We start from the raw sequence: 25,935 nt of genomic DNA, 5'->3' as shown, positions 1-25,935 counted from the left end.
TATGAAGAAAGATGTAGTCATTAGTCGTATAGCAGATGACGACCCTTCAGAACCTCTGAAGGGTGCTTGCTTGCGTCTTGTTGAATATATCTACTCTCATGATGATATTGCTCATTTGACTTTTACAAGGCTTGCTAATATAGCTGGTCTTGATGATTTGTTACTTTTGGTTCAGATGACTCAATATCTTACAGGGGCTTCAGTACCTTTATTAGATATGAAATTTGAATTAATAATTGAAGATGAAGTTTTTTATTTGGAATCTGAGTATCTGGATGAGGCGCAGCGAACAAATAAACTTATGCATCCAGAATATGGGGTTGAGGTCCCTGACTACGAGAGCAAAATTTACCCTTATTTTGTGCCAAGTCGTGAAGTGGTGGAGGGCAAACAGGAATGACTGAGGGTGCTCTCGATAACTTGACAATAGCTCAGCTAAGAGCTATGGGGCCAATAATTCCAGGGGTAGAATTGTTTTTTAATCGACTTCTAGCGAATACGTATGAAGATTTTGTTAAGGTGTTTTATAAGGACCTCGACGCTGTTCTCGGCGGTTTTCAGGAGAATCCTGAGTTACTTAAGAAGGATGGTGAGGACAGGCTAAATACAGAAATAAAGCGAGCTCTACGTCTTCTTGGTTATATCGCTACTCATGACGAAAAGATTGGTGGTCATTCCGATCTGGTAGTTCGTGGTAAGAAAGATAATTTTTTATGGATAGGTGAGGCTAAGATTCACGCGGGTTATGATTATCTTTATAAAGGCTTTCAACAGTTAACGACTCGTTACTCCACTGGCGACGTTAATCAGGATTGTGGTGGTATGTTGATTTACATTAAGAATAATGATGCCGCGAGTGTTATGGCTGCTTGGAGAGCTCATCTGGCGAGCCAAGCTCTGGAAGGTTATATCGAAGCCGCCTGTAACGAACGTCCAAGTTTCGTATTCTATAGTGTTCATAAGCACGACAGGTCTGGAACTCCTTTTAAGGTGAAACACATCGGTGTCATTCTTGGCTTTGACCCAAAAGATAAAAGGGCTGCCAAGCCAAAGGCCGATAAAGGTGCGAAGAAGAAAGCGACTTCTTCTTAGGATATGGGCGAGTCGGTCGGATTTTTCATTCGTTGGTACTCTCTCGTTACCGCCCGTTTTGCAGTTTTTTCGCTTGCATACAACCACCGCAACCGCTTCGGCTTGCTCTGATCCCCCGCAGTCACGGTCTTCTCCTTCCCGGTCTTCTTGTCGCGGTAGTACGCGATGATCCCTGTGTAATCCCCTTTATTTTCCTCCGCCAGCCCCTCAACCGTATCCTCTGGCAGCTTGCTTTCCAGCTCCAGACTGACGGTGTAGCCGTTGTCTGCGCTGAGGGTGTGCTGCACGTTGCCGCCGTACCAGATGATCTCGTCAATTTCCGGCTTCACCCCCTGGAGCGTGTAGGTCAGCTCAGGAATCAGATCGGGCCGACCCCGAGCCAGGGTGTAGCTGAGCGTCGCGCTGCCGCGTTGCAGGCGGTTGAATTCGGCCCGAGCAGCACGCAGGGCTGATTGGCGGTCACTGAAGGTGTGGCGCAAATCCTTGAGGTGTTCACCGCCGCCGGCAATGGCCTCCTGTTTCTTTGCACTGTTCACGTCATAGAAATAGGCTCGCACACCGTCGTAGCTGTCGCGGTCAGCTTGCAGGTAGCGGTGCTGGTCGCCATCGGTGCGGGTGAGGGTGATATGCGGCAGCTCGGCGCCGGTGGCCGTCTTGCCGCCGCCCGCCGGCAGGCACAGCAGGCAGCCCGCCTTGACGGTGACCACGGCGTCGAACTCTTCGCCTACGCGGCTGATCAGGTTGGCGTCGGATTCGTTGGCCTGGTCCAGCTGAAGAATGGGCAACCCGTCTAGGGCGCCGGAAATGGTGGCGGTGAGGCCGTTGCCCAGGGCTATGTCGCCCAGGACGTCGCCGAGGGTGGTGTTGCTCCAACTGCGCTCGCGCTTGGTCTTCAGGCCTTTGCGCAGGTCGGCAGAGCGGGCGCGGATGCTGAGTACGTCCGGAGCACCGCTATGCTCGGTTTCATCGACGGTGTAGGTGCCCTTGTCCACCAGGCCTGTGTCGCTCCAACCCAGCCACAACCGAATCACCGCGCCCTTGGGCGGGATCGCTAGCAGGCCGTCGTGGTCGCTGAGGGTGATGCTGAGTTGGTCGGCCTCGATCCCGCGATTGTCGGTCAGCTCCAGGCTCATCAGCCGTGGACTGATCAACTGGGCGATGTCGTTGCCATCGACCGTGATGCGAAACGCCGGCACCGGATAAGCGGCATCGCGGCGGTAGCGTTCGGCCAGGTCTTCGATGTAGCCGGTGACCTTGGACAGAGCAGCGTCGATCACAGCAACGCCCTCAAGATGTTGATGCCTGCGCTGGTACCAGCGCCGAGCAGGTCAATCCGGTCGTCGTCGATCCGTTTGAGGCTGATCGTGAATTCGATGCGCCGTGGCGTGCCGTCGCGGAAGAAGATGGTTTTGGTTTCGCTCAGGCTCTCGATAATCCACAGGCCGTAGATTCGGCCGCTTCCCTCTACCATCGGCCAGGCCTTGCCGGTGTTTGCCATCAGGCGCAGGGCGTCGAGGCTCAAGGCACTGCCGGCCAGCTCCGGCAGGATGATGCCGGGGAGGGTGATGGTGTCGTCGCCACGCCCGACGAACTGCCGAGCCGGAGCGGCGCCGACGCGGCTGTTGCTCGCATGGCGCCACTCGGTTTGGCGTTGCAGCTCCTGGTAAGCGGCGGTGGACAGGCTAAACACGAACATGCCCAAAGCAAGCATCATGGGGATTACTCCAGATCTGACAGTTTGCTCCGCTGGCGTGCGGCTTTCTCGCTGGCGATACGCGCCAGCTCGGCCCGTACGGCGCGGCTGATCGCCTGGGCTTCCATGCCTGGCGTGGTGTGGATGTTGATTTCGTAGGTGTCGTGGCTGTCATGAACCGCCGCCGGGGCAGGGCTGATGGGCGCCCGATCATCGATCGACAACGAAGAGGCAGCGGCAGCCCCGACCGGGAATTGCGGCAACGGCATGGCGGCCAGCGGCATGGCGGTTGCGCCGAGGGCCAGTGTGCCGGCTGCCGTGAGTTGTTTGCTCAGGCTGGTCATGGCGCTCAGCGGCCCGTTCTGGCTGCCCTCAAGCCCCTGAGCAAGGCCTGCCATGGTGAAGCCGCCCAGCTCCGCGAACACACGGGAGGGGCTGTGGATGTCGAGCTTTTCCTTGAACCAACCAATCACCGCATCGCCTGCCCCGGTAATGGCCTCCTTGGCTACGGTCAGGCTGTTGGTGATGCCATTTGCCAGGCCTTGAATCATCTGCGTACCCAGTTCAGCGAACTGTGCGGGTAGACCCAACAAAAGGCTGAGCATGTTGCCGATGACTGCGCCAAAACGCTCGCCCATTGACTGAGCCGCGCCGCCGACATCTTCGACGGGAGTGAGTAGCTGGCCGAACCAGTTGATAAGACTGCTGACACCATCCGAGATCAAGCTGAACAACGGGCGAGCGATGCTACCCAGAAGCTCCAAGGCTGCCCCGACACCTGGCAACGTCATGACGACTTGGCCCAGGTTTAGCAGCGATTGGCCGAGGCCTGCAAAGCTATCGAGCACGGGTTGAAGGGCACCGACGAGCCCCTGCCAGAAACCGAGGAAAAAGCCCTTGATGGGGTTCCAGTACTTGTAGACCAACACACCAGCACCAACCAGGGCGGCGATAGCCGCCAGCAGCCAGCCGATGGGCGTCGCCATGATGGCGGTACCGACCGCACTGATCGCGCCGCCGAGCATCGGCAGCACGCTGGCGGCAGCCAGGCGGGCGCTGCTGACGAAAGCGGGTAACGCACTGAGCAATCCACCCGCCGAGCGAGTGGCTACCAGGGACCGCCAGACTTTCCCAAGCCTGCCAATGTTGGCTCCGGCGCCTGCTGCTGCGGTGCGCGTGCCTATCAACTGGGCTTTCACGATGCCCAGGCGAATGCCAAACATGCCCATGCCGTACCGCACCATGGCGAAAGGGCCGAGCAGACTCGCCATCGTCAAGGCCAGGCCACCAAACACGAAGGCCAGGCCTGCAACAGCCGCTAGAACCTTCACCAGCCCGCCCGCCAGTCTCGGGTTTTCACGAGCCCAGGCACCAACGCTGTTAGCGACCTCGCCGAGGGTGGTGATGATCTGTTTCAGCTCGGGCGCAACGGCGGCGCCGAACTCAGCCAGGGCGTTGGTGAAGCTGCCTTCTGCGGCCTCCATGACGTTGGTGAGCGTGGCGAGCTGTTCGTTGACTCGCTTGCGCAGGTCGGCCTGGTTTTGAAGCTTCTGTTGCACTTCCCGATAACCCGCGATCCCCTTGTTCATCATGGTGTTCAAGGTGGTCATGGTTTCGGAGTCGTCGCCGAACAGCAGTTTGATCGTGGACGTGCGGTCTTCGTCGTTCAGTGATTTAAGTTTTTCGACCTGGGCGAACAGGTTCTCCAGGCCGGCGAAGTTGCCTTTGTCGTCGGTGAACTTGAAGCGGATGTTTTTGCCTTCCAGCTCCATGATTTTGTTGACGTCCTTGATCCCGTCCTTGTCCAGGCCTGCCTGGAAGATTTTCCGGTAGGCGTTACCGGCCGCGCCGCCTTCCATGCCCGCCTGGTCCATCATGATCAGCAGCGGGGCCAGCTCGGCAGCAGCGTCGATGCCTGACTTCTTGATGGTGTCCATGACCGGCGCGATTTTGCTGAAACCCTGGAGCATGTTGGTCGGGTCTACGCCGGAGTAGAACCCGCGCTGGATGATGTCCATCAGCACCATCATGTCTTTTTCGGATGTTCGGGTTGCGTCCTGCATTTTGGCGGCGAATTCAGCCGCGGCGGTTACGGGCATCTGCAACTGAACGCCCAGGTACGCGGCCGCTTCACCGGTGCCGCCGAGGATGCTCTGCGCGCTCAGGCCCTGGCGCCGCAGCATGGTCATCATTTCCTGGAAGTCGGCCGTGGTACCGGGCAGGCGGTCGCCCAGCTTGGTCGCCAGGTCGGTGATTTTTTGGAAGTCTTCAGACACCTTGCCGGTGCCGTCCATCATTGAAACCTTGAGTTGCGTGGCCGAGTCTTCGTTTGGCGCAAAGGCACCGATGGCCTTAGCCACCGGCCGACTCGCTGCATATCCCACACCCAGGCCAGCGGCGCCGTTCATAGCCATGTTGCCGGCGAGGTTCTGCGTTTTCTCCAGCTTGGCGCGCTCGATGGCAAGGCGCTTTTGTTGAGCATTCAACGCGACCAGACGTTTGCCCTGTTCGCTGATGCTGGCGTTGGTGGCGCTGATTTGCTCGCGCAGCTGGCGTTCGTGGCTGCTCAGGTTCTTGGTGCTGATACCGGCGCTTTGCAGTTTGCTGCGCAGGGCCTGGAGCTGTTCGCCCTGTTGTTGATGTTGTTCCTTGAGCTTCTGCGCTTCGCGAACGGCTGCACGGAAGTCCCTGGTCATGGCCTTGGTTGGCGCGCCTGTAGCGGCGAACTGCTGGGACAGGGCCCTGACTTTGTCGCGGGCGGCGATGAGGGCTTGCTCGGTTTGCTCGGCGGCAGCGCGCTGGGTGCGCCAGGCGCTGACGTCCTTCTGTTGAGCGTTGAGTTCCTTGAGGCGGTCGCGGGCTTCCTTGAGGGCGCGGGCGGCCCCGATGCTGCCGTTGTTGATGGCCTTCAGGGGGCCGCTCGCCTTATCGATGGCATTGAGCAGCACCTGAAGTTTTAAGTCATTCGCCATCGGTGGAACTCCGCACCCGGGCGCGCTCGCGCCACTCCATCAGCTCTTGAAGGCCCAGCTGGTCCATGTCAGCCGGTGCCCAGTGAAAAACCACAGCCAGGTCGGCCATGGCGTCTTCTACGCAACGAGGGACGCGTCCGTCTTCACCGACTTCTGCAACAAAAAACCGGAAATCTTGCTACCACAGGCGAGCAGGTCGGCCGGGTCCATGCTGGCGGCTTCGGGCGCCGTGATGCCTGGGCTACTGATGCGCGGCAGGATCTTGATGAGGGTGGCTACGTCCATGTTCAGCAGCTCGACCAACTGCACACCGCGCAGCTCGCCGGATTGCGGTTTGCGCAGGGTGATGCTGTCGATGACGGTTTTGCCACGGGTGATAGGGGTGTCCAGGGTGACGGTGTTGTCGTCAACCGGGGGCAGCGCTTCGAGGGTGTCTTCTGGTTTCATAACTTGCTCCAGTTTGCAGGGTTAACCGCCCTGGGTCAGGGCGAGATTGGTCAGATGCCGAGGGCTCGGCGCTGCTCGGCCATCATGTCTACGCCATCGACGACTTCGATGAAATTGAGCAGGTCGATTTCGATGATCTCTTCGTTATCGACGATCAGTTTGTAATAGGTGCAGGTGGTGGTGATGCTGTGCTCGGTGTCTTCACCCGGCTGCGCATCGCCCATTTCGATGGTTTCGTGCCGGCCGCGCATTACGACTTCTACGGCGCTGATCTCGGCGGTGTCGTCCTGCTGGAACGATCCGGTGAAGCGCAACGCGACGCCCGAGGCGTTGACGGCGCCGAACTGTTTGAGTGCGATCAGATCCAGGCCGCCGGTCTTCCATTCGAATTGGATGCCATCATCCGAGAAGCCCAGATCGGCCTTGACCGGGCCGTTCATGCCGCCGCCGCGATAGCCTTCCATCTTGCGGCCGAGCGGGGGCAGAGTGACGGTTTTGACCACGCCCAGATAGCTGTTGGCGTCGTTGAACAGGTTGAGGTTTTTGAGTTTGCGAGGCATAGCCATGGTGCGTGTCTCCGTTGCTCAGGCACTGGGTCAGCTCCCCTTGCGGGGAGGCCCGGGTTAGCTGTTGATCTTGCTGGCGAAGTCGATCAGGTAGCGGTCAGTGATGCGTTGCCGCAACGTGAGATCTTCCAGCGGCGGTACCGGCGTGTAGTCGTAGTCCAGGAACAGCTTGCCGGCCTTGAGCGTGTCTTTGTCGTTGGCATCGTCCGGGTACCAGCAATTGCCGCCGATCAGGTAGCCCGCCGCGATCAGCTCGCGGAACTTGGCGTTGATCCCTTCGATGATGTCGCGCACCAGGGAGGCATGCATGGGCTTGTCCACGGCCCACATATGCGCCTCGGCCATGGTGTCGGCGAGGATCTGCGCGGTGCGGGTGTAATTCTCAAAGGCAAACAACGGGTCTTCGCTGGTGGTGCGGCTGCCCCAGAAGCGAAAGCCGCCTTCGTTGATGAGCGTGGTGACTTCGTTGCTGTTGAGGTAGTTGGCGTCCGTGGCCGGGTTTTGCAGGTCCCAGAACACATCGGCGCTGATGCCGGTGACGCCATTGACTGCGACGTTGGACAGCGTCTTGTGCCAGCCCACTTCCTGGTCGATCTTGGCGCGCAGGCCCAATGCACGGGCCACGGCCGAGGCGGTGACGGTCGCGTTGGTGACGGTGCTCCAGCTCTGGAACTCCGGCCAGATGACCATGGCTTCCCGGGCGCCAAAGTTGTCACGGTAGGCGACCACTTCTTCCTTGGTTTTGCAGTCCCAGGCGCTGATGTAGGCGAATGCGCGCAACTGCTGGGCGATGGTGACCAGAGCGGTGGCCACCGGCAGGCTGTCGAGGCCTGGCACACCCAGGATGCGCGGCACCATGCCAACGCGAGCCTTGGCGGCGAGCAGGGCTTTCATACCGGTGTATTTGCCATCGGCGGTGGTGGTACCGATCAGGGCGCTAGTGGTTTCTACCTCGGTTTCCCCTTCCTTCACCCGCACGACGATGGTGTAGGGTTTGGTCTGGTCGGCGATGGCTTGAAGACTCTTCGACAGTGTGCCCGTGGTGCCGGCCTTGCCGATGGCGGTTTGAACGTTGGTCAGCAGTACCGGAGTGTCGAATGGAAAAGCGGTGGCATCGGCGTCGTCGGCCGTGCAGACCATGCCGATAACAGCGGTGGGGATGGTGCGAATGGGGCGGGTGCCGTCGTTGAGTTCGATGACCCGCACGCCGTGAAGATAATCGGACATGGGTTTGCCTGCGCAGTGATTGGGATGACAGTGCACAGGCTGCCGCGCGCGCGCCGGTTGGGCGAGCGCGGGGGCTTGTAGGGGAGGGGATTACAGGACGAGATGACTTAAACAGTTCATTGAACCTGCCCAGCGATCCATGACGGCGCCATGGGCCGAAACTCGACGGCAGGGAAAGCCGCCGTTTGCGGCCAGTCGCGCAGGGCTTGTACGTAATCGAGCAGTTCCCCTGATTGCTCAGCCGTGAGGGTCGTTGGCCGGGCTGAATCGACTTCGTCACGGTGACGCTCCCGCAACCAGCGTACGCTTTCGATTTGGGCGTCCCGCCAAAGGCGTTCGGCTTCCGTCCGCTCCTCGATGGTTGCTGGTGGAGGATCGATTAGCGTCGGTAGGCCATCAGGGTCGTGAGCGCGAATCTTGCCGAAAGCAGGATTGGCAATAACCTGGTCATAACGGTCATCGGGGATGTCCACGGCATCGGCGGGTATTTCGGTATGCAGACCAACGATGTAGCAGTTCCCCGTTGTTTTGCTGTACTTGCGCATGACTAGCTCCCCAAACAAATGAACGTGTATCCAATGACCCCCGGGGGAGTCGATATCGCCCCTCCGCTGACAGTACGTGCCAATAAATCGATTCCGTTGGGGGTCGCACTTTGTGCACTCATCATCGTCCCCGTCTGTGAGGTGGAGACAGAGTAGGCGGTCAATGTGTTCGGAAACGCCAGCGCCAGGTTCACATGTACGATGCCCGCTCCCGCAGGGATCGCTCCATTTGCCCACTGAATGATCAAGCCGCCGAGCCACGTCGGGAAGACGATGTAGCCGTTGCTGGTCAGACTGATGGAAAAGCCCCATCGCAGTTTTTTGGGAGAAACAATGGTCGCGTCGTCGGTGCCCAAATTGACTTGCGATTGGCTTGCGATCTTTGCCCAACCGAAAGCCGACTCCGTTGACTGGGTCACTACGTTGGCAATGGCTTGGAATACCCGCAGCGGGGTCATGATCTTTGTATTGTCAGTTCCAGCCTCGGCCTCAGCCTGAGTGGCTTGTGCGGCTCGAAGCTTCTTCGGCGTTATGAGGCAGGTGTCGTCTGTGCCGATTGTGACTTGGGCTTGGGTGGCGACCTTTGCCCAGCCGAACACCGTCTCGGTGGCCTGTCCTACTACTTTGGCGATGGCCTGGAACACGCGTAGCGGTGTCATAGTTTTTGTATTGTCAGTGCCTGCCTCGGCTTCCACCTGCGTGGCTTGAGCAGCCCTGAGTTTTTTGGGCGTGACGATTGCTGTGTCATCTGTCCCTGTGGTGACTTGAGCTTGGGTAGCAATTTTTGCCCAGCCGAATGCACTCTCCGTTGCCTGTTTTATTACCTTGCCAATGGCCTGAAATACCCGCAACGGGGTCATGATTTTGCTGTTTTCCGTTCCTGTCTCGGCCTCGACTTGGTTGGCGCGTACAGTCAAGCCATCCACATAAGCACGAGTAGCCAGCACAACGGACGGGTCAATCTTCAACTCGACGTTGGCGGTGTTGCTGATGATGAGATTCATGCGCACCACCTGGGTGCGTCCAGATCCTTGAGTCAGCAACGGCTTGAAGCTTGGCGCGCAGTTCGCCACGGCGACCAGGTCACCGTCGGCGTCATACAAACCAACCTCACGAATCCACCACCCACCTACGTTCTCAGGAATAACCTGCTCGGCAATGATGATGTTCGGGTTGGCTGAGTCAACCTTCAACTGATTCAGCGGGGCGCGTCGCCGCTCATTGATTAAGTGCGTCTGTTGCTCGCTGGGGATTGGGTCGGTGTCGTTGGCGTCCCCGACGCCCATCTGCGCGAATGTCCAGGGAATGCCCAGGGCGTCCGCGTTGGCCTGCTTGGCCTTGCCGATGGCGGTGAGAATGGCGAAAAACTGGCTGTTTTGGTCTGTCATGGGTAGATGTCCATGGTGTCGATCTGGTGTTCACGGCCGCCCTGGTGGATGTAGCCCGTGACCTCGATGTCCCGCTGTGTGGGTGGATAGATATCAATCTCGTCGCCCTCGGTGATGCAGGCGCCGATATGAACTGAACCTGTGGTCTCCAGGCTGATGGCGAGCCCGGTGAGGTGGCGTGTCAGGGGTTTGGCATCGTCGATCAGCCAGGTGAGCTCCTGGTACATCTCTTCGGTGATACCAGTGTCCAGCACGCCGACCTTGAGCCTGAAGGTGGCGCGAGGACCGACCGGCACGGTCTGCCACCATTCGATGATTTCAATCAGGTAGCCGAGCGGTTCAACGACACGGCGCAGAGAGCCAATAGTGCCCTTGCGCGAATGGATGTAGTACGCGCTGCGGATAGCGGCGCGTTTGGCTGCTTCGGTCCACTTGCTGTCCCAGCGATCCACGGAGAAGGCCCAGGCCAGGTAAGGCAAAAGAGGCAGCGGGCACCGGTCGGGGCTGTACAGAGTGCGCAGCGGAATCGGCACGCGCTGGATCTGAGCCAGTGCCTGCGCCGCTTGGCGCTCCAACGGCGTCGAATTGCTTGGAAGAAGGGGCGCGTCAGGCATCACTCAACCCCCAACGCCAAATCGACGGCCGTGCAGTACGGCGCCTGGTACTTCGTAGCAACGATGTCCGCCCAGTTCTCCAACACGACCTTGCGCACCCCCTCAACGTGCAGCGAGGCGTGGATAATCGATTCCGATACCTCCAAGCCCAGGCGTCGCCGCTGGTGCACGAAGGCCAGCAACTGCGCATTGGCCGCCGCGAGAATCAACTCGCTCTCAGGGCCGGACGTCGAAAGAAACAGCTTGGCCTTGACCTGGTAGTTGATGACCTGCGCACTTTGCACGGTGAGCCGATCCGCGACCGGGCGGCGGTCGTCGTCGCTGAGGTAGGCATTGACCTTTGCCAGCAGCGCGGGCGAGGCGGTGCCGTCACCCAGGATCGATTGCACTGTCACCACCGCCTCGGCTGGGGCGGGACTCTCGGCAGTGGCATCGGCCACTTGGCCGTCAGCAGACCGCGCATGGAAGATGTAGCTATTGCGCGGGCCGGCGGTGCTCAGTCCTTCCCACGCCATTTGAGCCCGCTCCCGCAGGCTGTCGTCGCTTTCCATCAGCAACGGTACCGGCGGCACGGCTGTGGGCTTGGCGGCCTGGATGACCAGGCGCTTGACGTTGAAGTTGCCGGCCAGGTTCTCCAGGTCACTGCCCTTTGCCAGAGCCAGCATGTTGGCGACGGATGCCTCATTGACGCGCTGACGCCAGACCGTCTCGCGGTAGGCGTTCTCCTGGAGCAGTTTGGTCAGGGGCTCAGATTCCAGCTCAAGCCGTGCGGCAATCTCGGCTTGTTCCTCGACCGGCCAGAGGCTGATGGCGTAGGCCTTGCGCTCGGCGAGGATCTGCTCGTAATCGATTTGCTCTACGACTTCGGGCGCAGGGAGCTGGCCCAGGTCAATCGCGACGAATGAGTTCATGCGCTACCCCCAAGGTTCAGCGGCACGCTCAGGCTCAGCGGCTCGTTGCTATCGACGATGCTGCCCTCGATGTCCAGTGATGCTTGACCTTGCAGGGTGGCGCCCTGGAACTGCACGCGGCTCAGGGTTATACGGGGCTCCCAGCGCATCAGCGCCATGACGGTGGCGGCGTACACCTGCAAGCGGGTGATGTCGTTGAAAGGTTGGTCCACCAGTTCGGGCAACAGACTGCCGTATTCGCGGCGCATCACCCGGGTACCGAGGCGCGTGCTGAGCACGTCGCTCATGGATTGGGCGATGCTCTCCACGGTGGTGATGGCGGCGCCGGTGTGTCGGTTCATTCCGGTTTCCCTGTCTTGCCGCTGCCAGACATGACGTCGCCGTGCAGGTGTTTCACCAAGCTGATGCCGGCGGCCACCACATCTACCGACACGGTGACCTTACCGGTGACGTTTTGGTTGCCGTTCTGGATGTAGTCGCCCTGGTGCGTGATGTTGCCGACGATGTTGATGCCGCCGGTGCTGATGAGGTTGGTGGTGCCGCCATCGGGGAGCGTGGCGTTGAGGTGGTGAGCGACGCTGTCGTACTCGATCACCGTGCCGTCGCGGTAGGTGAAGCGGTGCAGGCCTTCACGGTCGCCGTTGGCGGGGATCTGGTCGCTGAACAGGCCGGTCAGGACGACGCCATTGCCGAGTTGGCCCGAGGGGCTGAAGAGCAGAACTTGTTCATCGACGGTGGGTGGGTTCCACTCCCGGTCGGCGCCGGCCCGCAGGGCAATCCACGGTAGCCAAGCGGTGGTCAGGGTTCCGGTTTTGACCTGCACACGCGGGGGCTGCATCTGGACGGCGGCGATGGTGCCGAAGCGGATGAGGTTTTCGATCAGGCGGGCGAGGGTGGCTAAGTCGTTCATGGCGCTGATGGTGGCGCCAGCCACATGAATGTGCAGCCTCGGTGACTTGTTAGACTGTAGAATACAATCTCAAGTTAAAGAATATGTCGTAGCGCTAAATGCTGGGCTCGATATCAACTAAGTACGGAGATCTGAGTGCGCATGGTATGTGCAGTCCGGTGAATGCCAAGAAAGAGAATGCTTTCAAACTGTTAAGTTCGGTTCCGTAGTTTGAGATCTCGCCATGAAGCACTTGGTGTCGATTGAGTGCGTTGAATGTTTTTCCGCTTGCTAAACTTTCTTGGTCTCTGATTTTTTTGCTTTTTAAGATATCCATGGTGTGCAAGTTCAGTAGTTGATATAGCAAGTTTTTTAATTCTTGATTGTCTCCTATCTGGGCTTGCACCCATGCGCTACCTTTGAGTTCAGAGCCGTCTCTAACTTTATCCATGGCGGAGGGGGTGCCTGTAACCTCTGAAAGGATTCCATCGGCTTGGGCAAGAAATACAGGAATGCTAAGGTAATAGCCTTCTGGGCTACAGATTTTGTGAGCGTTGATTGCTGCGTTTATTGCCTGTGCTCTGTCGGGAAATGCTTTTTTTAATTCGCTGACATACCAGTCCATGTCGTTTAAATAGTGCGCCTTCAAAATATTGTCTACTTCGTCGCTGTTAGCATCTTGTAGGCTGTCGATAAGAGACCAGACATCGGAAAAAGAATTGTTCCAGTTAAAAAACCAACCTTGTTCGGAAGCTTTTATCATTGCTTCTTTTGATCGAGTTGGCATGTTTTCGATGCGTTCCTGTACCGCTTGCCAATCAACCTGAGCGATTTTTTCCAAATATGGGGCTACGTTGGTTTGAATTTGTGTCAGCCATTGACCAAATTGTTGCGCAAAAGAATTTATTACTGGAGCATGAGCTTCCAATATTTTGGTTACTTGCTTTGCAAGTAGCTCATTTCGCTCAAATATTTTATCAGCCAAATCTTTCATGATGCCCCCAGAGATTATGTGCCTTTGAGGCAACATTTGTAAGTTCTGGCCCACCGAATCATTGGCTATCCCACAAGATGAGTGAGCAAGCCATCGCGGATTAGGTCTAAATCCGCATCTGTTAATCCTAGCATTTCCCGCCGTTCATACTTCACATTTGGGGCTCTTGGTTCAGCACGATCCTTCAGTCCATATTGGTGCACCTTGGCAATCCGGGCAACCCGTCCGGTAAAGCCTACGTAGATAGCATTCCCATCGCCCTGGACCCTCAAGTAGCTCGCCGTCCGCAGCTTCTGAAACATCTGCACCTTCCGCTTCAACCGTCCTTGTTTCCCTCGCAGATTGCGCTGCTTTCGCGGCGCGTACTTGCTCCCGTCCGGGTTGCGCTGGGCGATGATCCGCTGTTGCTGACTACGCCGCAGGGCCTGGCCGATGCTGCGGGCCAGTTTGTTGCGCGATGCCGGTTCCAGTTGTCCCAGTAGGCCGGCGGCCCAATCCTCCAGCGTTTCCAATCGGTTGGTCATTTCGGCACGACCCATTCATTGCCGGTGCCTTGGGTACCAGGTATCCACGCCGGGTCAAGGAATGCGGCCACCTGCTTAGGTTCGCCAGGATGGTGGAGGGTGGTATTGCCGTCGGCGTCTTTCCCCACAACCACACGCTCGGTTAGCGGCAGTGTCAGGCTCAGGTCCACCTTGCTGTTGTCCAGGATGTCGGCCTCGAACTGGATGCCCTCGGCGGACTTGTTCAGGTTCTCCAGCAGTTCGGACTGGTTCACGCTCAGCCAGCCCAGCAATGGCAACATGACGCTGTCGGGGTGACCTGCGTAGTCGGTGAGGATGACCTGTAAATCAAAGCTGTATTCGAACGACAGCGAGGCAGCCGCGGTGCAGCGGATTTTGCCGTTGTCGATGAAGATCAGCAGCCGGTCGGGGTTGTGCTTAAGTTCTGCCACGGTCGCCAGCAGGTGGGCACGCAGGCTTTCGGGTTTGTTCATGGGGCCGCCTGTTGATGGTTGAACACCATGTCTACCTGGCCGGCGCATTCAGCCCATGCGGCTTCGACGCGGTCCTGGTCGGTGAGCTGATCGCCGTTATTGAGTGGGCTTGTCGCCGGCAGGGTGCAGGGCACCACGGCCGGACAGCCACTGACGATAAGCGTCGGCGCCGGTGAGGGCGGGGCGCTCGCGCAGCCGGCGAGCAAGCTCAGGCAAAGGCTGGTCAGCCCAGTTGCGAAGGTCTTCGTTTTCACGTTTCAGCGCCTCAATGGTTTGCTCGCGCTTTGCCAAGCCCTGGCGCAGTTGATCCTGCTGGGTTCGCAGGGCAGTCTGGGCGATGCGCTCTTCGTTCAGGGTGTTTTGCAGGGTGTTGAGATTGGCGCGCAGCCTGTCAGCTTCATCGCGGGCGATTTTGGTGTCCTTCCCCGCGAGTTCGGTATTCTTCTCGGCCACGGTGATGCGTTGCTCTTGGCCCCAGATGAGCAGCGCCAGGGCGCCCAGCAGGGCGATGCCGTACAGCGCCTGGCGCAGGGTACTCATGCGCGGTACCAACCCAATTTGTTCATGTCGCCTACGTCCATCAGCTCCACGGGACCTCGCACGACGACTACACGGCAACCTGGTGTCACGTAGGCCAGTGCTTCGCACAGCAGCTCCATATCGGCTTGTTCGGTACTTTCGGGCACCACCAGCAGATCGCCGTCCTTCACGTTCAACTGTTGCACGCGTTCAAGGTCGATCATTTTAGGAATTCTCCAAGGTAGAGCAGCCGGAATTCCTCTGGGCTGTGCGAAGCACGGGCCTCTTCGAGAATGTCGGACATATGGATCTGCCAGGTGTAACGGCAGAAGTACCCGTTATTGGCTTCGATCAGACGTAACAGCAGATCGTTTTCCGAGGTATGAACGCCCACCGTCCGTTGGAATCTCGGTGTGGTTGCGTAAAAGGCGTCCGCCCGAATTCTGGTCGAATTGAGCCAATCGAATTCGTCGTAAAACCAGATAGCGTTTTCAGCGTCTTCATCGCATGGCACGTCTTTGCCATCTTCTAGAATCACCGCGCCAGGCAAGCGGCGGCGCATGTCTTCGACCAGCCCCTTCGAGGTAACGAAACAAACCTTCCTTCCCGCTACAAGGTAGGGTTTTGCACGTTGAATCAGCCGTTCGGTTTTCCCTGTTTGTCTCGGACTGATTTCAAGATGAGCAATTCGAGGGGGAATCATGCCGCCACCGCCTGGCCGCAGCCGCACTCAGCGTGCCGCTCATAGGCGCGCTGGAGCTTGATGTCGTACAGGTTCCGCTGGTAGTCCGGTCCGTTGTAGAGCTTGGCGAACTCGGCCCATTTGCGAGCTTTTAGCGCCTTGTGCAAAACCGGGTCGGTTTGAATGAAACGCACGAATGCGGCGAGCTGCTGAGACTCGCCTGCGCTCATGTCATCGACGAATGCCCGCACACTGGCGTAGCCCAGGCGCTGCCAGTGAAAGCCCATGATCTGGAACGCGCCCCAGGAGGCGGACTCCAGCGCGGCGGTGTCATCAATCAGACGCGCATGGCTCAGGCGTTGGTGTTCAGCAGTGCCGCCGGCATAGCCGCCGGACTTCGGATTGACGATCGCCGGATTGGCTGCGGCCAACTGGTCGGCGTGACGCTTGAGTTCGTCGGGGTTGTCGCCGTCGTGGCGCGGTGTGGCGAGCTGGCGGTACATGATGTGCCGCTCGAACAGAATCACCGGCTTACCGTTGGACAGGAAACCCTTTCCCTTCGATTCCACCTCGTTGACGGCATAGACGCTCGCCAACGGTACGTCGAGGATCTGCGAAGCCTGCACCAGGTCTTCATTTTTCAGCAGGAGCTGGCAGTCGCCACCGGCCAGGCTGGCCTGGGTCTTTTCGCCGGCAACGCCATCGGCGACCAAGCCGACTTTCAGCTGATACGCCCGTACGGCGGCCTCGGTGGAGTCACCATAGTCGCCGTCCGCTACCAGTCCGGCACCGTGTTCGTTCAGGTTCTTTTGCAGGATGCGCACCGCTTGCGAGCGGTCGCCGTGGCGGAGCGTCGTCATAGCTGTTCTACCTTGCGAGTGAAAAATTTCTTGGCAGCGGCGCGAGTCCCCTCGACGCCGAGCAAACCGATTACTCCACCGAAGAACGGCGCGGTGGAGGCGGGAATGCCGAGCAGCGCTAAGCCATGGCTGGCGGCCAACGCCAGGGCACCGCAAAGCGGGGCCTCAACTGCCATCCGGCGCAGGGTTCCGCCGCCGTACATGATCCGTAGGGCGGCGATGGTCAGGGCCAGGATTCCCGCGTATAGGGCCGGCCAGTTCTGTTCGAGCCAGGCGGCGAGCCAGGCCCAGGTGTCGGGACGTTCAGGCATGCGCTTCATTCCGTAATCCAGGATGGGTAGGTTCGTGGGCTCGCTGCAGCTTGATCAGTCCCATAAATTCACCATCTGCCGCTGTGGGGCGGCCGTCTGGGCTTCGGGCATTTGCACAGCCAGGCCTTGGGGCAGGATCGGTCCGTAGTCGGCCAGGCCGGGGTTGGCTTCGAGTACCGCTTCGGTTACGCCGGCGGTGCGGCCGTAGTGACGCCAGCACAGGGCGTCAACGGTGTCGTTTTGAAAGGCGCGGACGGTGACGGGCATCAGATCAGCTCCACGGTAGTGCGGTTGATGCCCAGGAAGTCACGCACGGCCCAGCGCAGGTCGCGGCGGTAATCGTCGATGTTTGGCGTGAGGTCTTCGGCGTTCTGGTTGCCGCTATTGGTGGTGTCGTAGGAGCGGTAGCGCTCGCACACTTCGGCACCGGTGGCGGCTTCGATGGCGCGGCGGTAGAGGTGCTCCAGTACCGATACGTCGTTGATCTTGTCACCAGGAACGTCAGCCAGTTCGGCATGGCCTGCGGCTTCCTGCCTGGCTCGCCATTCGCTCAGCTCACGGTTGACGCTGATGGCGGCGGCCACAGCGGCGGTTTCCAGGCGTGGCGCGGTGACGCTCGCGTCGATCCTCAGCGTGGCGCGCAATTGATCCAGATCGATGGAGGGCCAGAAGGCGTCGGTGTTGATATGGCCGCTGGCGACGGTGCCGCCGGCTACGAATCCGCTCATGGAACAGCACTCAAAAATAGGTCGCCGGTGGTCGGGGCTTCACGTTCAGGAGGAGCGGCCTGGCCGATCCGCCCCGAGCCGGCGGGGTGCGTGGGGACGCTCGGTTAGCCGGCAGGGCCGGCAAGTTTGTTGAGCAGGCGTTCGGCCCGCTCCAGATCTTTCTTGCCACCGCAGGCGTCGTGCAGAGCGATGGCTTTTTTCAGCAGATCCACACCGGCCTGGAGCTTGCCGGGTTGGCCCGGGGCCTCCTCGGTGATGCCTTCCAGCGTGGCGCGGCCCATGGCGAGAAACAGCTTGGCGCGGGCCTGGTCGGGCATGTCTTCGGCGTCGGTGAGTTCGGCGGTGCGGTGAAGGATTGCCAGGTCGAACGGTTCGCCCACCTTCTGAGCCTTGAAGGCTGCCGTCGCGACTTCCTCGGCGACCAGGCAACCCAAGGTGCGGGCGAAGCGGTCGGGCATGACCATCTTGTGTTTCAGCACGTAGGTCGCGATGTCGAGCCCACCGGTGAAGTCGCCAGCATCGAAGCGCCAGACCATGACGGTGGTCAGGACCTCGTCCTGGGCGCCCTGGCCGCCTTCCAGCACACCTTGCACATAGGATTCATAGCTCGGCAGTAACTGGCGCTTGAGTTCGGCCTTGCCCTGGTTGGACTGGACCTGTTTCAGGCGCAAGCGGTCTTGCAGCAGCTGGTTGAGCTGGTGCTCGTAAGCCGTGGCGCCGGCCATGGTTTGGGTGGGCTCGGTCGCTGCCGCCTCGATGGCGGCAGTGACGCGCTGGTAGTGGCGCTTGGCGAGGCTGTTAGCCATGAATCAGGCCTCCTCAAGCTCGATGTTTTCGATCAGGCAGCCGAGGCCGTAATCCTCGACGACATACGCGTCATTGCTGGACTCGTAGTTTTCGATGCGGTTTTTTTCCGGTGCTTCTTTGACATAGCGGCGCCGACCACCGATCTGCCAATAGATAGCCAAGTTCGACAGAGTGGTGACCAACGCCGAGCCGTCTGGAACATATGGCACTTCGACCGGTTGTTTCCCGCCCATGCGCTTCTGCGAAAGGATCATGTCGGTTGCCAGTTTTTCGGAGGCTGGCTGTTCCTTGTTGATCAGCGGGAAATATTTGTCGTGCACCAGATTGCTGCCCAGGATGACGACGATGCCCGGATCCTTGCGGTGCCATGGGTCGATGAGGTTGGCGACCGCGTCGAACACCAATGCATCAAGGTTGTTGTAGTCGGCGGTGGCACCGCTACCGATGATGATCTTGCCGGCAGTTTTCCCCTCTTTGAGGACTCGTGCAGGCGCATTGAGACGGTACTGTTCCAGCCAGCCGATATTGACGTCTTGCAACAGAGCATTGACCTGGCGGTCGGTCGTAGCGGCTGCGCTGACACCGTTGAAGCCGATCATGATGCGGTCGAGCGCCTGGCGCTTGAGGATCGCGTCGCGCAGGCGAGCCTGGAAGTCTGGAAATTTCGCCCAAGCGTCGAGCTGCGCGTAGCGGATCGCGGTGTCGAAGTCGGTTTTCTTGGCTTCGTAGCCTTTCTTATCCAGGGAGGATACGTCGCGAGGTTGGCGCACGCCGTTGCCGGTGGTGTCGGTACGACCGGCAATGGTGCTGCTGACACCCAGGCCGACTTTCTCGCCTTGGAGTTCATCGACGCCGATGATGCCGATCTTGCCCAGGAACTCGCTGGATTCCTGCATCCGGGTTTCCAGCGTCTGCTGAACCGTGGGATCTACGGAAAAGGTCGCGGTGGTAGAAGACACACCGTTGAGTCGGGCGAGCTGGCTCAAGTAGGCGTTGAAGTGTTCGCGAGTATCGTTGCGCATGAATATCGTCCTTCGTTTGTTCGGGGCTGTGGGTGGCCGGCTGTTAGCAGTCGGTCATGACCTGTTTGTCGCCACCGGTAACCGGAGGGCGCGTCTTTTGGTTGTGGTCCTGGGTGGTGGAGAGCTTGTTTTTCAGCTCTGTGAGTTCCGTGCTGACCTGGTCGAGCTGGGTTTTCAGCCCCGCTGAAAATTGCTTTTCTGCGGCCAGTTGGTCGGGCAGATCCTTGACGTGCTCGGCGATGGCTTCGACGGCTTCGCCGATCTGGGCGAATTCGGTGTCGTCCTTGGCCTGCTTGCCAGTCAGCAGCGCTTGCACCTTGTTGAACAGCTGGGCGCCGATGCTGGGCTTCTCTTCGATTTCTTCGAACTTCAACTCGGTTTCCACCGCCTCGGTAAACATCGACGTTGCCGAGTAGTGGCGATCCTTGAAGGGGCTGGCGTCAGGTTTTTGGGCAGAGAACGCCAGGACGTCGGTGCCCAGGCTGGCGGGCGAGTCGGTGACTGCCAGGCCGACGATGTAGGCCTCGCCGGTGTCGGCAAAGCTGTCGTCGATTTCGATAGAGGTGTAGATCTTCTGTTTCGCCTTGTTCATGGCGATCAGCTCTGGGGTCGGCTCAACCTGGGCGAACAGGGCCAGTTTCTTCTGGCCGGCGATGTCCACTTCTTCGGTTTTCACAGCCAGCACGTCGCCGTAGGCCTTGAACGGGCTGTCGGGCAACAGGCTGCGGAAATGCTCCAGCCAGATGCGGGCGCCGTAGGTGGACGGGTTGAAGTTCTTGGCGGCCTGTTCCAGCCAGCTGCGTTTGATGGTGCGCTTGTCCGAAGTAGCGCCCTCGACGGCGACGCGGAACCAGTTGCTGCGAAACTTCTTCATGCCGGGAATCCTCAGTGCGTGGGGCGCCTGCTGGGTTGAGCAGTGCGTTGCAATGAGGGGCATGGTCGTCACGGGCGCGAGCGGCGGCAACGAGACGGGACTGTAGGCGGGGAGGGTACAAGGGGCGGCGCTATTGAGTCGCCGCCGTGGGCGGCAGCATCTCGGCCATGACGACGACCACCCTGCTGCCTATCGATCCGCGACGCCAATCCAAGTTCCTGTACTGGATGGGTTGGCGCATCTGCGAGATTGCCGAGGCTACGGGCGAAAAAGAAAAAACGCTACACAGCTGGAAGGCCCGCGACGAGTGGGACCGGGCCGACAACGTCGAGCGCATCGGCGCCGCCCTGGAAGCGCGCTTGGTGCAGTTGATCCTCAAGGACAACAAGACCGGCGGCGATTTCAAGGAGATCGACCTGCTGCACCGCCAGCTTGAACGCCAGGCCCGTATTCAGCGCTTCCAGGGCGGCGGTACCGAAACCGACCTCAACCCGAACCTCGCCAAGCGCAACGAGGGGCCAAAGAAAAAATCTCCGAAGAACGACATCAGCGAAGACCAGATCGAGCTGCTGCGCGAGGCCTTCATCGACGGCTGTTTCGATTACCAAAAAGACTGGTACCGGGCCGGCAACCAGCGCACCCGCGTCATCCTCAAGAGCCGCCAGATCGGTGCTACTTACTACTTCGCTCGCGAGGCGTTCATCGACGCCCTGGACACCGGTCGCAACCAGATTTTTCTGTCGGCTTCGAAGAATCAGGCCTACCTGTTCCGTGGCTACATCCAGGCCTTCGCCCGGGAAGTCATCGGCGTCGAGCTGACCGGTGACCCGATTGTATTGCCCAACGGCGCCGAGCTGTTTTTCCTCGGAACCAACGCCCGCACTGCCCAGGGCTACCACGGCAATTTCTACTTCGACGAGTTCTTCTGGACGTTCAAGTTCGAGGAGCTGAACAAGGTCGCCTCGGGCATGGCGATGCACAAGAAATGGCGCAAAACCTATTTCTCCACGCCGTCGAGCATGGCTCACGAGGCCTACACCTTCTGGACGGGCGAGCGCTTCAACAAGGGCAAGCCCGCCGCGCAGCACACCAAGGTTGATGTGACCCACGGCGCGCTCCAGCAGGGGCGGTTCTGTGAGGACCGGCTGTGGCGCCAGATTGTCACTATCCTGGACGCGGAGCGGGGCGGCTGCGACCTGTTCGACATCGAAGAGCTGCGCCGGGAGTACAGCCCCGAGGCGTTTGCCAACCTGCTGATGTGCGAGTTCGTCGATGACGGCGCGAGCATCTTCCCGCTGTCGGTGTTGCAGTCCTGCATGGTCGATAGCTGGGTGGAGTGGGCCGAGGACTACAAACCGTTTGCCATGCGCCCGTTTGGCGACCGTCAGGTGTGGGTCGGGTACGACCCGGCCGAGACAGGCGATTGTTCCGGTCTGGTGGTGGTCGCGCCGCCACTGGTGCCGGGCGGCAAATTCCGTGTGCTCGAGCGCCACCAGTTTCGCGGCATGGACTTCGCCGCCCAGGCCGCCGCCATCAAGGGCGTGTGCGACCGCTACTGGGTGACCTACATCGGCATCGACGTCACCGGCCTGGGCAGCGGCGTGGCCCAGCTGGTGCGCCAGTTCTTCCCGGCCGTGACTACCTTCAGCTACTCCCCCGAAGTGAAAACCCGCTTGGTGCTGAAGGCCTACGACGTGATTCACAAGGGCCGGCTGGAGTTCGATGCCGGCTGGACCGACATGGCCCAGTCGCTCATGGCGATTCGCAAAACCATCACCGCAGGCGGTCGCCAGTTCACCTACACCGCCGGCCGCAACGACAACACCGGCCACGCCGACTTGGCCTGGGCGCTCTTCCACGCATTGCAGAACGAACCGCTCGAAGGGCAGACCGCTGCCAATACCGGGCGAATGGAGATTTTCACATGACCGAACCACTCGCCAGCCAAGCGCTACTGCCGGCCACTCTCGACGCCGCCAATGCGGGTACCCAGGTGTTCAGCTTCGGTGACCCGACGCCGGTGCTGGGTGGGCGAGAGGTGTTCGATTACCTGGAGTGCTGGTTCAACGGGCGGTGGTATGAGCCGCCCTTGTCGCTCAATGGTCTGGCCCATTCTGTAGGGGCAAGTGTGCATCTGCATTCGGGGTTGATGTTCAAGCGCAACCTGTTGAGCAAGACGTTTATTCCGCACCCGATGTTGTCCCGGGCGGCTTTTGAACAGTTCGCCCTGGATTTTCTGTGCCTGGGCAATGGCTATCTGGAAAAACGCCGTTCGGTGCTGGGCAGCACCAGGCAACTGGTGCCGTCGTTGGCGAAGTACATGCGGGTTGGGCCGGAGGGGCAGTTCTACCAGGTGCAGGGCTGGAAGAACGAGCACGCGTTTGAGCCAGGCAGCATCTTCCACTTGCGCGAGGCGGATTTGCACCAGGAGATTTATGGGTTGCCGGAGTGGGTCAGTGCTTTGCAGTCGGCGCTGTTGAACGAGTCGGCGACGCTGTTCCGGCGCAAGTATTACGAGAACGGCAGTCACGCCGGTTTCATCCTGTACATGACCGACGCGGCGCAGACTGAGGCGGATATCGACGCTTTGCGCAAAGCGCTGAAGGAGTCGAAGGGACCGGGGAATTTTCGGAATCTGTTTGTCTACTCGCCCACGGGCAAGAAGGACGGGATTCAGTTGATTCCGGTCAGTGAGGTGGCGGCTAAGGACGAATTCAATTCGATCAAGAATCAGACCCGTGATGATGTGCTGGCGAGTCTGCGCATTCCTCCGCAGTTGATGGGGATTGTGCCGCAGAACGCAGGAGGGTTTGGTTCGATAAGCGAGGCTGCTCAGATCTATGCGGCCAATGAATTGGAACCTATACAGCAACGGATGGGCCAGCTTAACGAATGGCTTGGGGAAGAAGTTATTTCCTTTAAATTATGGGCCTAGAGTAGTAGGCCCATGAGGCTGAGAGAGATTATAGCTCTGTTATTATGCCGAATATCAATTTTCTCATGTGCTCTTCGATTGCATCGTTTGTTCCCTCGAACAAACGGCTCATGTCATCGGAGGTTATTATTTTTTTATAGATTTTTCTCGCTATGTTGTCGCAATGCTCGGATGTTTCAATAAGGTTTTTTACATCTTTACTTGGTATGATATCTCCGTGCACAGTTTTTGAGCGAATGTTATAAGCTTTTTTGGTTTTTAGAAATATCTCAAGCCTTTCATTTGGATCGCTCGATAGCGAGAAAGCTATCCGCTCAGCTAGCTGGTGTGAGAGCTCCACTGTGTTGGTGCTGAATAGCGATTCAAAAAATGAGCAATAAGTAGAAATTCTGATTGCTAAATCGCTAGCTGCACGCGCTGTTTGTAAGTGGTAACTGGCGATGTTGATTCTACCGGTGGACTTTTGTAATGCGGTGTGCGTTGGTTTGTTCTGCTCTTTTAATCCTTTAAATGTACTAAAAGAAAGTGCGGACGCTGACTCAATATCCGCCTGATTTAAAGTTAGGGTTTCCGTGCCTCCTTTTGCAAGTGAGTAATATAAGCTCAATGAATTGCTGTGAATGTGTGGGTTATCGGTTCCTATAGCGAAGCCGTTATCACAGTTTACGCTGCAGTCGCGCTCCATCCAAAGTGCAGTTAAAAAGGCTTGAGCTTCCCTGAGTAGGTTAATGGTTTCTATGTGTGTTCCTTCTTCAGCTAAAACACTGCCCGAAGTATAGATTACTGGCCTTCCGCATGTAAGAAAGTTGTATTCGAGCTGGCCTAGGGCTGGGATTTGCCAGTGCGGTATCAGTGATTTTATGAAGCTGGAATTGTTCGTTATGAAAGTATTTTTTGCGGTTTTTATTGAGTGCTTTAGAGTGTCGGATATCTTTAAATCGGTCAGGCCTGTTATGTATAAAAAATTCACTTTTGACTCGTTTATCTAAGTTGGCGTGGACATGGTTATTATCCTGCTTTTCAAGGCCAAGCCCCAAGGGCTGCCAAAGGCTCTATCAGCTCTGGACCTTGATTTTTCACATTTCCTACTGTTCTGCCTACGGCATACCACTCGAAATCCTCCACAGGCCGGCAATGCTCTCGCGCAATTTCTTCAGCGCGTTCCGGCTCAAGGCCAGGCACCAGCCACTCCCGAGCTTGCTCCGGTGATAACACCAAAGGGCGTCGGTCATGAATATCCACCATGCCCTGATCGCTGGCAGCGGCGATGATGACAAAATCCTTGACCCACTCATACCAGCCCTCGCTTGGCAGCAGAGCACGCCCGTTCGGCCAGAGCTGTTTGAAAAACTTCCCTGTCGTGACAGTTTCAACCCTTGCGTTGATGGTGGTGCTGGACCAGATCAATGGGCGATGGGGTAGGGGCTCCTCTGATCAGCCAGCGCGCCCGTCAATCCAGATTGGGGTATGCGTCGGGACATGATGAGCCAGAGCTACACGACCAGGCTGGACCAGCTGTGGCAGGTGTCCTGTCGATAACCTGCTGACCCCATTGAGCCGCCCGCCGAGGCGGTTTTTTTCGCCCTGAGAAATCGCACAGAAATGGGGCGCTATCGGCGGGCAGTGGCGAGCTTCAAACCTGGCGCGCGCCGTCGTCCCCCCACCTCGCCTCCGGTCTAAATAGGTCTTTTTTTCCGCACACCTGCGGACTGCTCGAAACGAGCCCGGCCGGGGGCCTTCTGACGATCCTGGGAGGTGCAAAAGCCTGCGGATCCCTGCATGCCGAGGGGGTTCGCTCATTGGTCTCGACAGGCGCTTGATTTGAGGGGAAGGGGGCGGTTCAGAAAAAGAGTAATTTCAGTAATCAGGGGGAAGGGATGGCCTGGAGCCCACGTATTCCGTGGCTTTGCTGATTACAAAGATGAGTAACAAAGAGGTAACTCAAAAAGTAATAAATTATCAAGTCATTGAATTTAAAGGGTTTTTTGTTTTGTGAGAGTTACGTCAAATAAGAGTAATCAGATTACTTCAATATTACTTAAAAATTACTCTTTTTGGATCTTAAAAAATCCTTTGTTTTCAATTGATTACAGGCTTAATCGGGCCGATGTTACTTATGTTACTCTTTTTTTTGCCCCCCTCTGATACTTCTCTTTTGCTAGCCCATACGTGCGGACGCGTACGTGCGACTGGCATTTTGTCGAGTCGATGATTCACATGGGGGCTGGACTGGGTTGGGCAATGCTAGGGATTGGAGCGACAAGCACTACAGCGCGACCATGAGCACGCTGTTTGGTGGCTGAACAGAACCTGGAGGACAGTGAGTGGTGTGAAGGTGTCCGGCTTTTGCTTGCACAGCAAGGCTCGTATTTACGAGGCACGCCCTCTGATTCGAGCCAGGCCTTGTTTGATATGGCCTGCGTTTTCACCAATCGTGCTAAGTGCGCCTCGAACGTTCTCACCCGTCTCTGAAGCGTCTTGCTGCTCAGCCCACAGAGTCAGCTCCATTACTGCCGCTTCTAGGGCTAATTGATTTTGATAAAGCCGTTCCAGAACATCCGCTAGAGAGTATTCGCTTGCCATAGGTGCCGACTCGATTCGAAAGAAATTAAGCATAGCAGTACCCATGTGCGGGATTTGCTGGAGGCAGCGAGAACGGGGCCGGGCTTCGGTGCGTTGGAATGGTGTTGGTACAAAAGTGGTACGAGTTTTTTCGGAGGGCGCTACAAGGCACGTTTTACGAGGGCTGTAGCATTAGGCGTTCCAATCCATCATGGGGGCCACACTGAAGCGGCGGGAAGGCTCAGATCGCGTATTCTCTAGCTTTGAGCCTGTTTTTGCAGTGTTTGTATTCAACGTGTT

General features: G+C 58.3%; 32 protein-coding genes and 3 pseudogenes. 5 read left to right on the top strand and 30 right to left on the bottom strand.

The window, feature by feature from the left end; genetic code table 11:
• Position 1: 1 nt before the first annotated feature.
• On the top strand, positions 2-400 hold the full coding sequence (locus BLP82_RS08075) for a hypothetical protein (protein ID WP_092166547.1): 399 nt from the start codon (positions 2-4) through the stop codon (positions 398-400).
• Entirely contained in the window at positions 397-1,092 is a 696-nt protein-coding gene (locus BLP82_RS08070; protein WP_092166546.1) for a hypothetical protein, read from the top strand. Before BLP82_RS08075 ends, BLP82_RS08070 begins: the two co-directional genes overlap by 4 nt.
• On the opposite strand, the gene BLP82_RS08065 is transcribed toward BLP82_RS08070, so the two are convergent.
• The 27 genes and pseudogenes from BLP82_RS08065 to BLP82_RS07940 all read right to left on the bottom strand — a co-directional run bounded on the left by BLP82_RS08065 (position 1,089) and on the right by BLP82_RS07940 (position 20,138).
• Entirely contained in the window at positions 1,089-2,369 is a 1,281-nt protein-coding gene (locus BLP82_RS08065) for a phage late control D family protein (protein WP_092166545.1), read from the bottom strand. The two genes, BLP82_RS08070 and BLP82_RS08065, sit on opposite strands and share 4 nt — an antisense overlap.
• A complete protein-coding gene (locus tag BLP82_RS08060; RefSeq protein WP_092166543.1) occupies positions 2,366-2,806 on the bottom strand; it encodes a phage tail protein in 441 nt (146 codons plus the stop codon). Before BLP82_RS08060 ends, BLP82_RS08065 begins: the two co-directional genes overlap by 4 nt.
• 5 nt (positions 2,807-2,811) lie before the next feature.
• The gene (locus BLP82_RS08055) at positions 2,812-5,757 is read right to left on the bottom strand and encodes a phage tail tape measure protein (RefSeq protein WP_092166542.1); all 2,946 of its coding nucleotides are present in this window, start codon (positions 5,755-5,757) and stop codon (positions 2,812-2,814) included.
• Positions 5,747-5,866 (bottom strand): GpE family phage tail protein, encoded by a 120-nt coding sequence (locus tag BLP82_RS08050; RefSeq protein ID WP_003183333.1) that lies wholly within the window; start codon positions 5,864-5,866, stop codon positions 5,747-5,749. The genes BLP82_RS08055 and BLP82_RS08050 overlap by 11 nt, the downstream gene beginning before the upstream one ends.
• 8 nt (positions 5,867-5,874) lie before the next feature.
• Complete coding sequence (locus BLP82_RS08045) at positions 5,875-6,204, bottom strand: phage tail assembly protein (protein ID WP_092166541.1); 330 nt, start codon at positions 6,202-6,204, stop codon at positions 5,875-5,877.
• A 50-nt stretch (positions 6,205-6,254) separates the two neighbouring features.
• Positions 6,255-6,770: a phage major tail tube protein gene (locus tag BLP82_RS08040; RefSeq protein ID WP_060738369.1), complete on the bottom strand. Its 516-nt coding sequence runs from the start codon at positions 6,768-6,770 to the stop codon at positions 6,255-6,257.
• A gap of 57 nt (positions 6,771-6,827) precedes the next feature.
• Positions 6,828-7,997, bottom strand: a complete 1,170-nt coding sequence (locus BLP82_RS08035; protein ID WP_092166539.1) for a phage tail sheath protein — start codon at positions 7,995-7,997, stop codon at positions 6,828-6,830.
• 116 nt (positions 7,998-8,113) lie between these two features.
• Positions 8,114-8,542, bottom strand: coding sequence for a phage tail assembly chaperone (locus tag BLP82_RS08030; RefSeq protein ID WP_092166538.1), 429 nt, complete (start codon positions 8,540-8,542; stop codon positions 8,114-8,116).
• Between the two features lie 2 nt (positions 8,543-8,544).
• Entirely contained in the window at positions 8,545-9,930 is a 1,386-nt protein-coding gene (locus tag BLP82_RS31570; protein ID WP_237140797.1) for a phage tail protein, read from the bottom strand.
• The gene (locus BLP82_RS08020; protein WP_092166532.1) at positions 9,927-10,544 is read right to left on the bottom strand and encodes a phage tail protein I; all 618 of its coding nucleotides are present in this window, start codon (positions 10,542-10,544) and stop codon (positions 9,927-9,929) included. Before BLP82_RS08020 ends, BLP82_RS31570 begins: the two co-directional genes overlap by 4 nt.
• Positions 10,544-11,455, bottom strand: a complete 912-nt coding sequence (locus tag BLP82_RS08015; RefSeq protein ID WP_060738365.1) for a baseplate J/gp47 family protein — start codon at positions 11,453-11,455, stop codon at positions 10,544-10,546. The genes BLP82_RS08020 and BLP82_RS08015 overlap by 1 nt, the downstream gene beginning before the upstream one ends.
• On the bottom strand, positions 11,452-11,796 hold the full coding sequence (locus tag BLP82_RS08010) for a GPW/gp25 family protein (RefSeq protein ID WP_092166531.1): 345 nt from the start codon (positions 11,794-11,796) through the stop codon (positions 11,452-11,454). The genes BLP82_RS08015 and BLP82_RS08010 overlap by 4 nt, the downstream gene beginning before the upstream one ends.
• On the bottom strand, positions 11,793-12,365 hold the full coding sequence (locus BLP82_RS08005) for a phage baseplate assembly protein V (RefSeq protein WP_092166859.1): 573 nt from the start codon (positions 12,363-12,365) through the stop codon (positions 11,793-11,795). Before BLP82_RS08005 ends, BLP82_RS08010 begins: the two co-directional genes overlap by 4 nt.
• Before the next feature lie 94 nt (positions 12,366-12,459).
• Complete coding sequence (locus BLP82_RS08000; protein ID WP_139197831.1) at positions 12,460-13,338, bottom strand: hypothetical protein; 879 nt, start codon at positions 13,336-13,338, stop codon at positions 12,460-12,462.
• 65 nt (positions 13,339-13,403) lie between these two features.
• The gene (locus BLP82_RS07995; RefSeq protein ID WP_092166528.1) at positions 13,404-13,862 is read right to left on the bottom strand and encodes a phage virion morphogenesis protein; all 459 of its coding nucleotides are present in this window, start codon (positions 13,860-13,862) and stop codon (positions 13,404-13,406) included.
• Positions 13,859-14,335 carry a phage tail protein gene (locus BLP82_RS07990; RefSeq protein WP_092166527.1) on the bottom strand — a complete coding sequence of 159 codons (477 nt, stop codon included), beginning with the start codon at positions 14,333-14,335 and terminating at the stop codon, positions 13,859-13,861. Before BLP82_RS07990 ends, BLP82_RS07995 begins: the two co-directional genes overlap by 4 nt.
• A pseudogene (lysC, locus tag BLP82_RS31370) lies at positions 14,332-14,520 on the bottom strand (Rz1-like lysis system protein LysC); the annotation flags it as partial. The gene BLP82_RS07990 and the pseudogene lysC, both read right to left, overlap by 4 nt.
• Complete coding sequence (gene lysB / locus BLP82_RS31565; RefSeq protein ID WP_092166526.1) at positions 14,432-14,875, bottom strand: Rz-like lysis system protein LysB; 444 nt, start codon at positions 14,873-14,875, stop codon at positions 14,432-14,434. The pseudogene lysC and the gene lysB, both read right to left, overlap by 89 nt.
• Positions 14,872-15,078: a hypothetical protein gene (locus BLP82_RS07980; protein WP_092166525.1), complete on the bottom strand. Its 207-nt coding sequence runs from the start codon at positions 15,076-15,078 to the stop codon at positions 14,872-14,874. Before BLP82_RS07980 ends, lysB begins: the two co-directional genes overlap by 4 nt.
• On the bottom strand, positions 15,075-15,557 hold the full coding sequence (locus BLP82_RS07975; protein WP_092166522.1) for a hypothetical protein: 483 nt from the start codon (positions 15,555-15,557) through the stop codon (positions 15,075-15,077). Before BLP82_RS07975 ends, BLP82_RS07980 begins: the two co-directional genes overlap by 4 nt.
• Positions 15,554-16,396: an N-acetylmuramidase domain-containing protein gene (locus BLP82_RS07970; RefSeq protein WP_092166520.1), complete on the bottom strand. Its 843-nt coding sequence runs from the start codon at positions 16,394-16,396 to the stop codon at positions 15,554-15,556. Before BLP82_RS07970 ends, BLP82_RS07975 begins: the two co-directional genes overlap by 4 nt.
• Entirely contained in the window at positions 16,393-16,716 is a 324-nt protein-coding gene (locus BLP82_RS07965; RefSeq protein WP_003183304.1) for a phage holin, lambda family, read from the bottom strand. The genes BLP82_RS07970 and BLP82_RS07965 overlap by 4 nt, the downstream gene beginning before the upstream one ends.
• 45 nt (positions 16,717-16,761) lie before the next feature.
• Positions 16,762-16,974, bottom strand: coding sequence for a tail protein X (locus BLP82_RS07960; RefSeq protein ID WP_003199765.1), 213 nt, complete (start codon positions 16,972-16,974; stop codon positions 16,762-16,764).
• Positions 16,974-17,435, bottom strand: coding sequence for a head completion/stabilization protein (locus tag BLP82_RS07955; protein WP_060738359.1), 462 nt, complete (start codon positions 17,433-17,435; stop codon positions 16,974-16,976). The genes BLP82_RS07960 and BLP82_RS07955 overlap by 1 nt, the downstream gene beginning before the upstream one ends.
• A gap of 104 nt (positions 17,436-17,539) precedes the next feature.
• Positions 17,540-18,241 carry a phage terminase small subunit gene (locus BLP82_RS07950; RefSeq protein ID WP_092166518.1) on the bottom strand — a complete coding sequence of 234 codons (702 nt, stop codon included), beginning with the start codon at positions 18,239-18,241 and terminating at the stop codon, positions 17,540-17,542.
• Between the two features lie 3 nt (positions 18,242-18,244).
• Complete coding sequence (locus BLP82_RS07945; protein ID WP_092166516.1) at positions 18,245-19,264, bottom strand: phage major capsid protein, P2 family; 1,020 nt, start codon at positions 19,262-19,264, stop codon at positions 18,245-18,247.
• A 43-nt stretch (positions 19,265-19,307) separates the two neighbouring features.
• Positions 19,308-20,138, bottom strand: coding sequence for a GPO family capsid scaffolding protein (locus BLP82_RS07940; protein ID WP_060738357.1), 831 nt, complete (start codon positions 20,136-20,138; stop codon positions 19,308-19,310).
• 167 nt (positions 20,139-20,305) lie between these two features.
• On the opposite strand from BLP82_RS07940, the gene BLP82_RS07935 reads away from it, so the two are divergent.
• Together BLP82_RS07935 and BLP82_RS07930 are read left to right on the top strand one after the other, a co-directional pair.
• On the top strand, positions 20,306-22,066 hold the full coding sequence (locus tag BLP82_RS07935) for a terminase ATPase subunit family protein (protein WP_092166858.1): 1,761 nt from the start codon (positions 20,306-20,308) through the stop codon (positions 22,064-22,066).
• The gene (locus BLP82_RS07930; protein ID WP_092166511.1) at positions 22,063-23,073 is read left to right on the top strand and encodes a phage portal protein; all 1,011 of its coding nucleotides are present in this window, start codon (positions 22,063-22,065) and stop codon (positions 23,071-23,073) included. The genes BLP82_RS07935 and BLP82_RS07930 overlap by 4 nt, the downstream gene beginning before the upstream one ends.
• Positions 23,074-23,101: 28 nt before the next feature.
• Here BLP82_RS07930 and BLP82_RS30315 read toward each other — a convergent pair whose 3' ends face one another.
• Positions 23,102-24,043: a HEPN domain-containing protein gene (locus BLP82_RS30315; protein ID WP_139197830.1), complete on the bottom strand. Its 942-nt coding sequence runs from the start codon at positions 24,041-24,043 to the stop codon at positions 23,102-23,104.
• A gap of 50 nt (positions 24,044-24,093) precedes the next feature.
• Positions 24,094-24,459, bottom strand: a pseudogene (locus tag BLP82_RS07925) (SOS response-associated peptidase family protein); the annotation flags it as partial.
• Between BLP82_RS07925 and BLP82_RS31560 the strand changes: the two are divergent.
• A pseudogene (locus BLP82_RS31560) lies at positions 24,455-24,612 on the top strand (DUF4113 domain-containing protein); the annotation flags it as partial. The pseudogenes BLP82_RS07925 and BLP82_RS31560 overlap by 5 nt on opposite strands.
• A gap of 831 nt (positions 24,613-25,443) precedes the next feature.
• Here the strand turns inward: BLP82_RS31560 and BLP82_RS31555 are convergent.
• On the bottom strand, positions 25,444-25,656 hold the full coding sequence (locus BLP82_RS31555; RefSeq protein WP_080766451.1) for a hypothetical protein: 213 nt from the start codon (positions 25,654-25,656) through the stop codon (positions 25,444-25,446).
• Positions 25,657-25,935 lie beyond the last annotated feature (279 nt).

This window comes from Pseudomonas sp. NFACC37-1, from assembly GCF_900101575.1.
In the GTDB taxonomy this organism is placed as follows: Bacteria; Pseudomonadota; Gammaproteobacteria; order Pseudomonadales; family Pseudomonadaceae; genus Aquipseudomonas; species Aquipseudomonas fluorescens_AA.
Note: the sequence above shows the minus strand (reverse complement) of the source record. Positions and strands in the feature narration are given on the sequence as shown.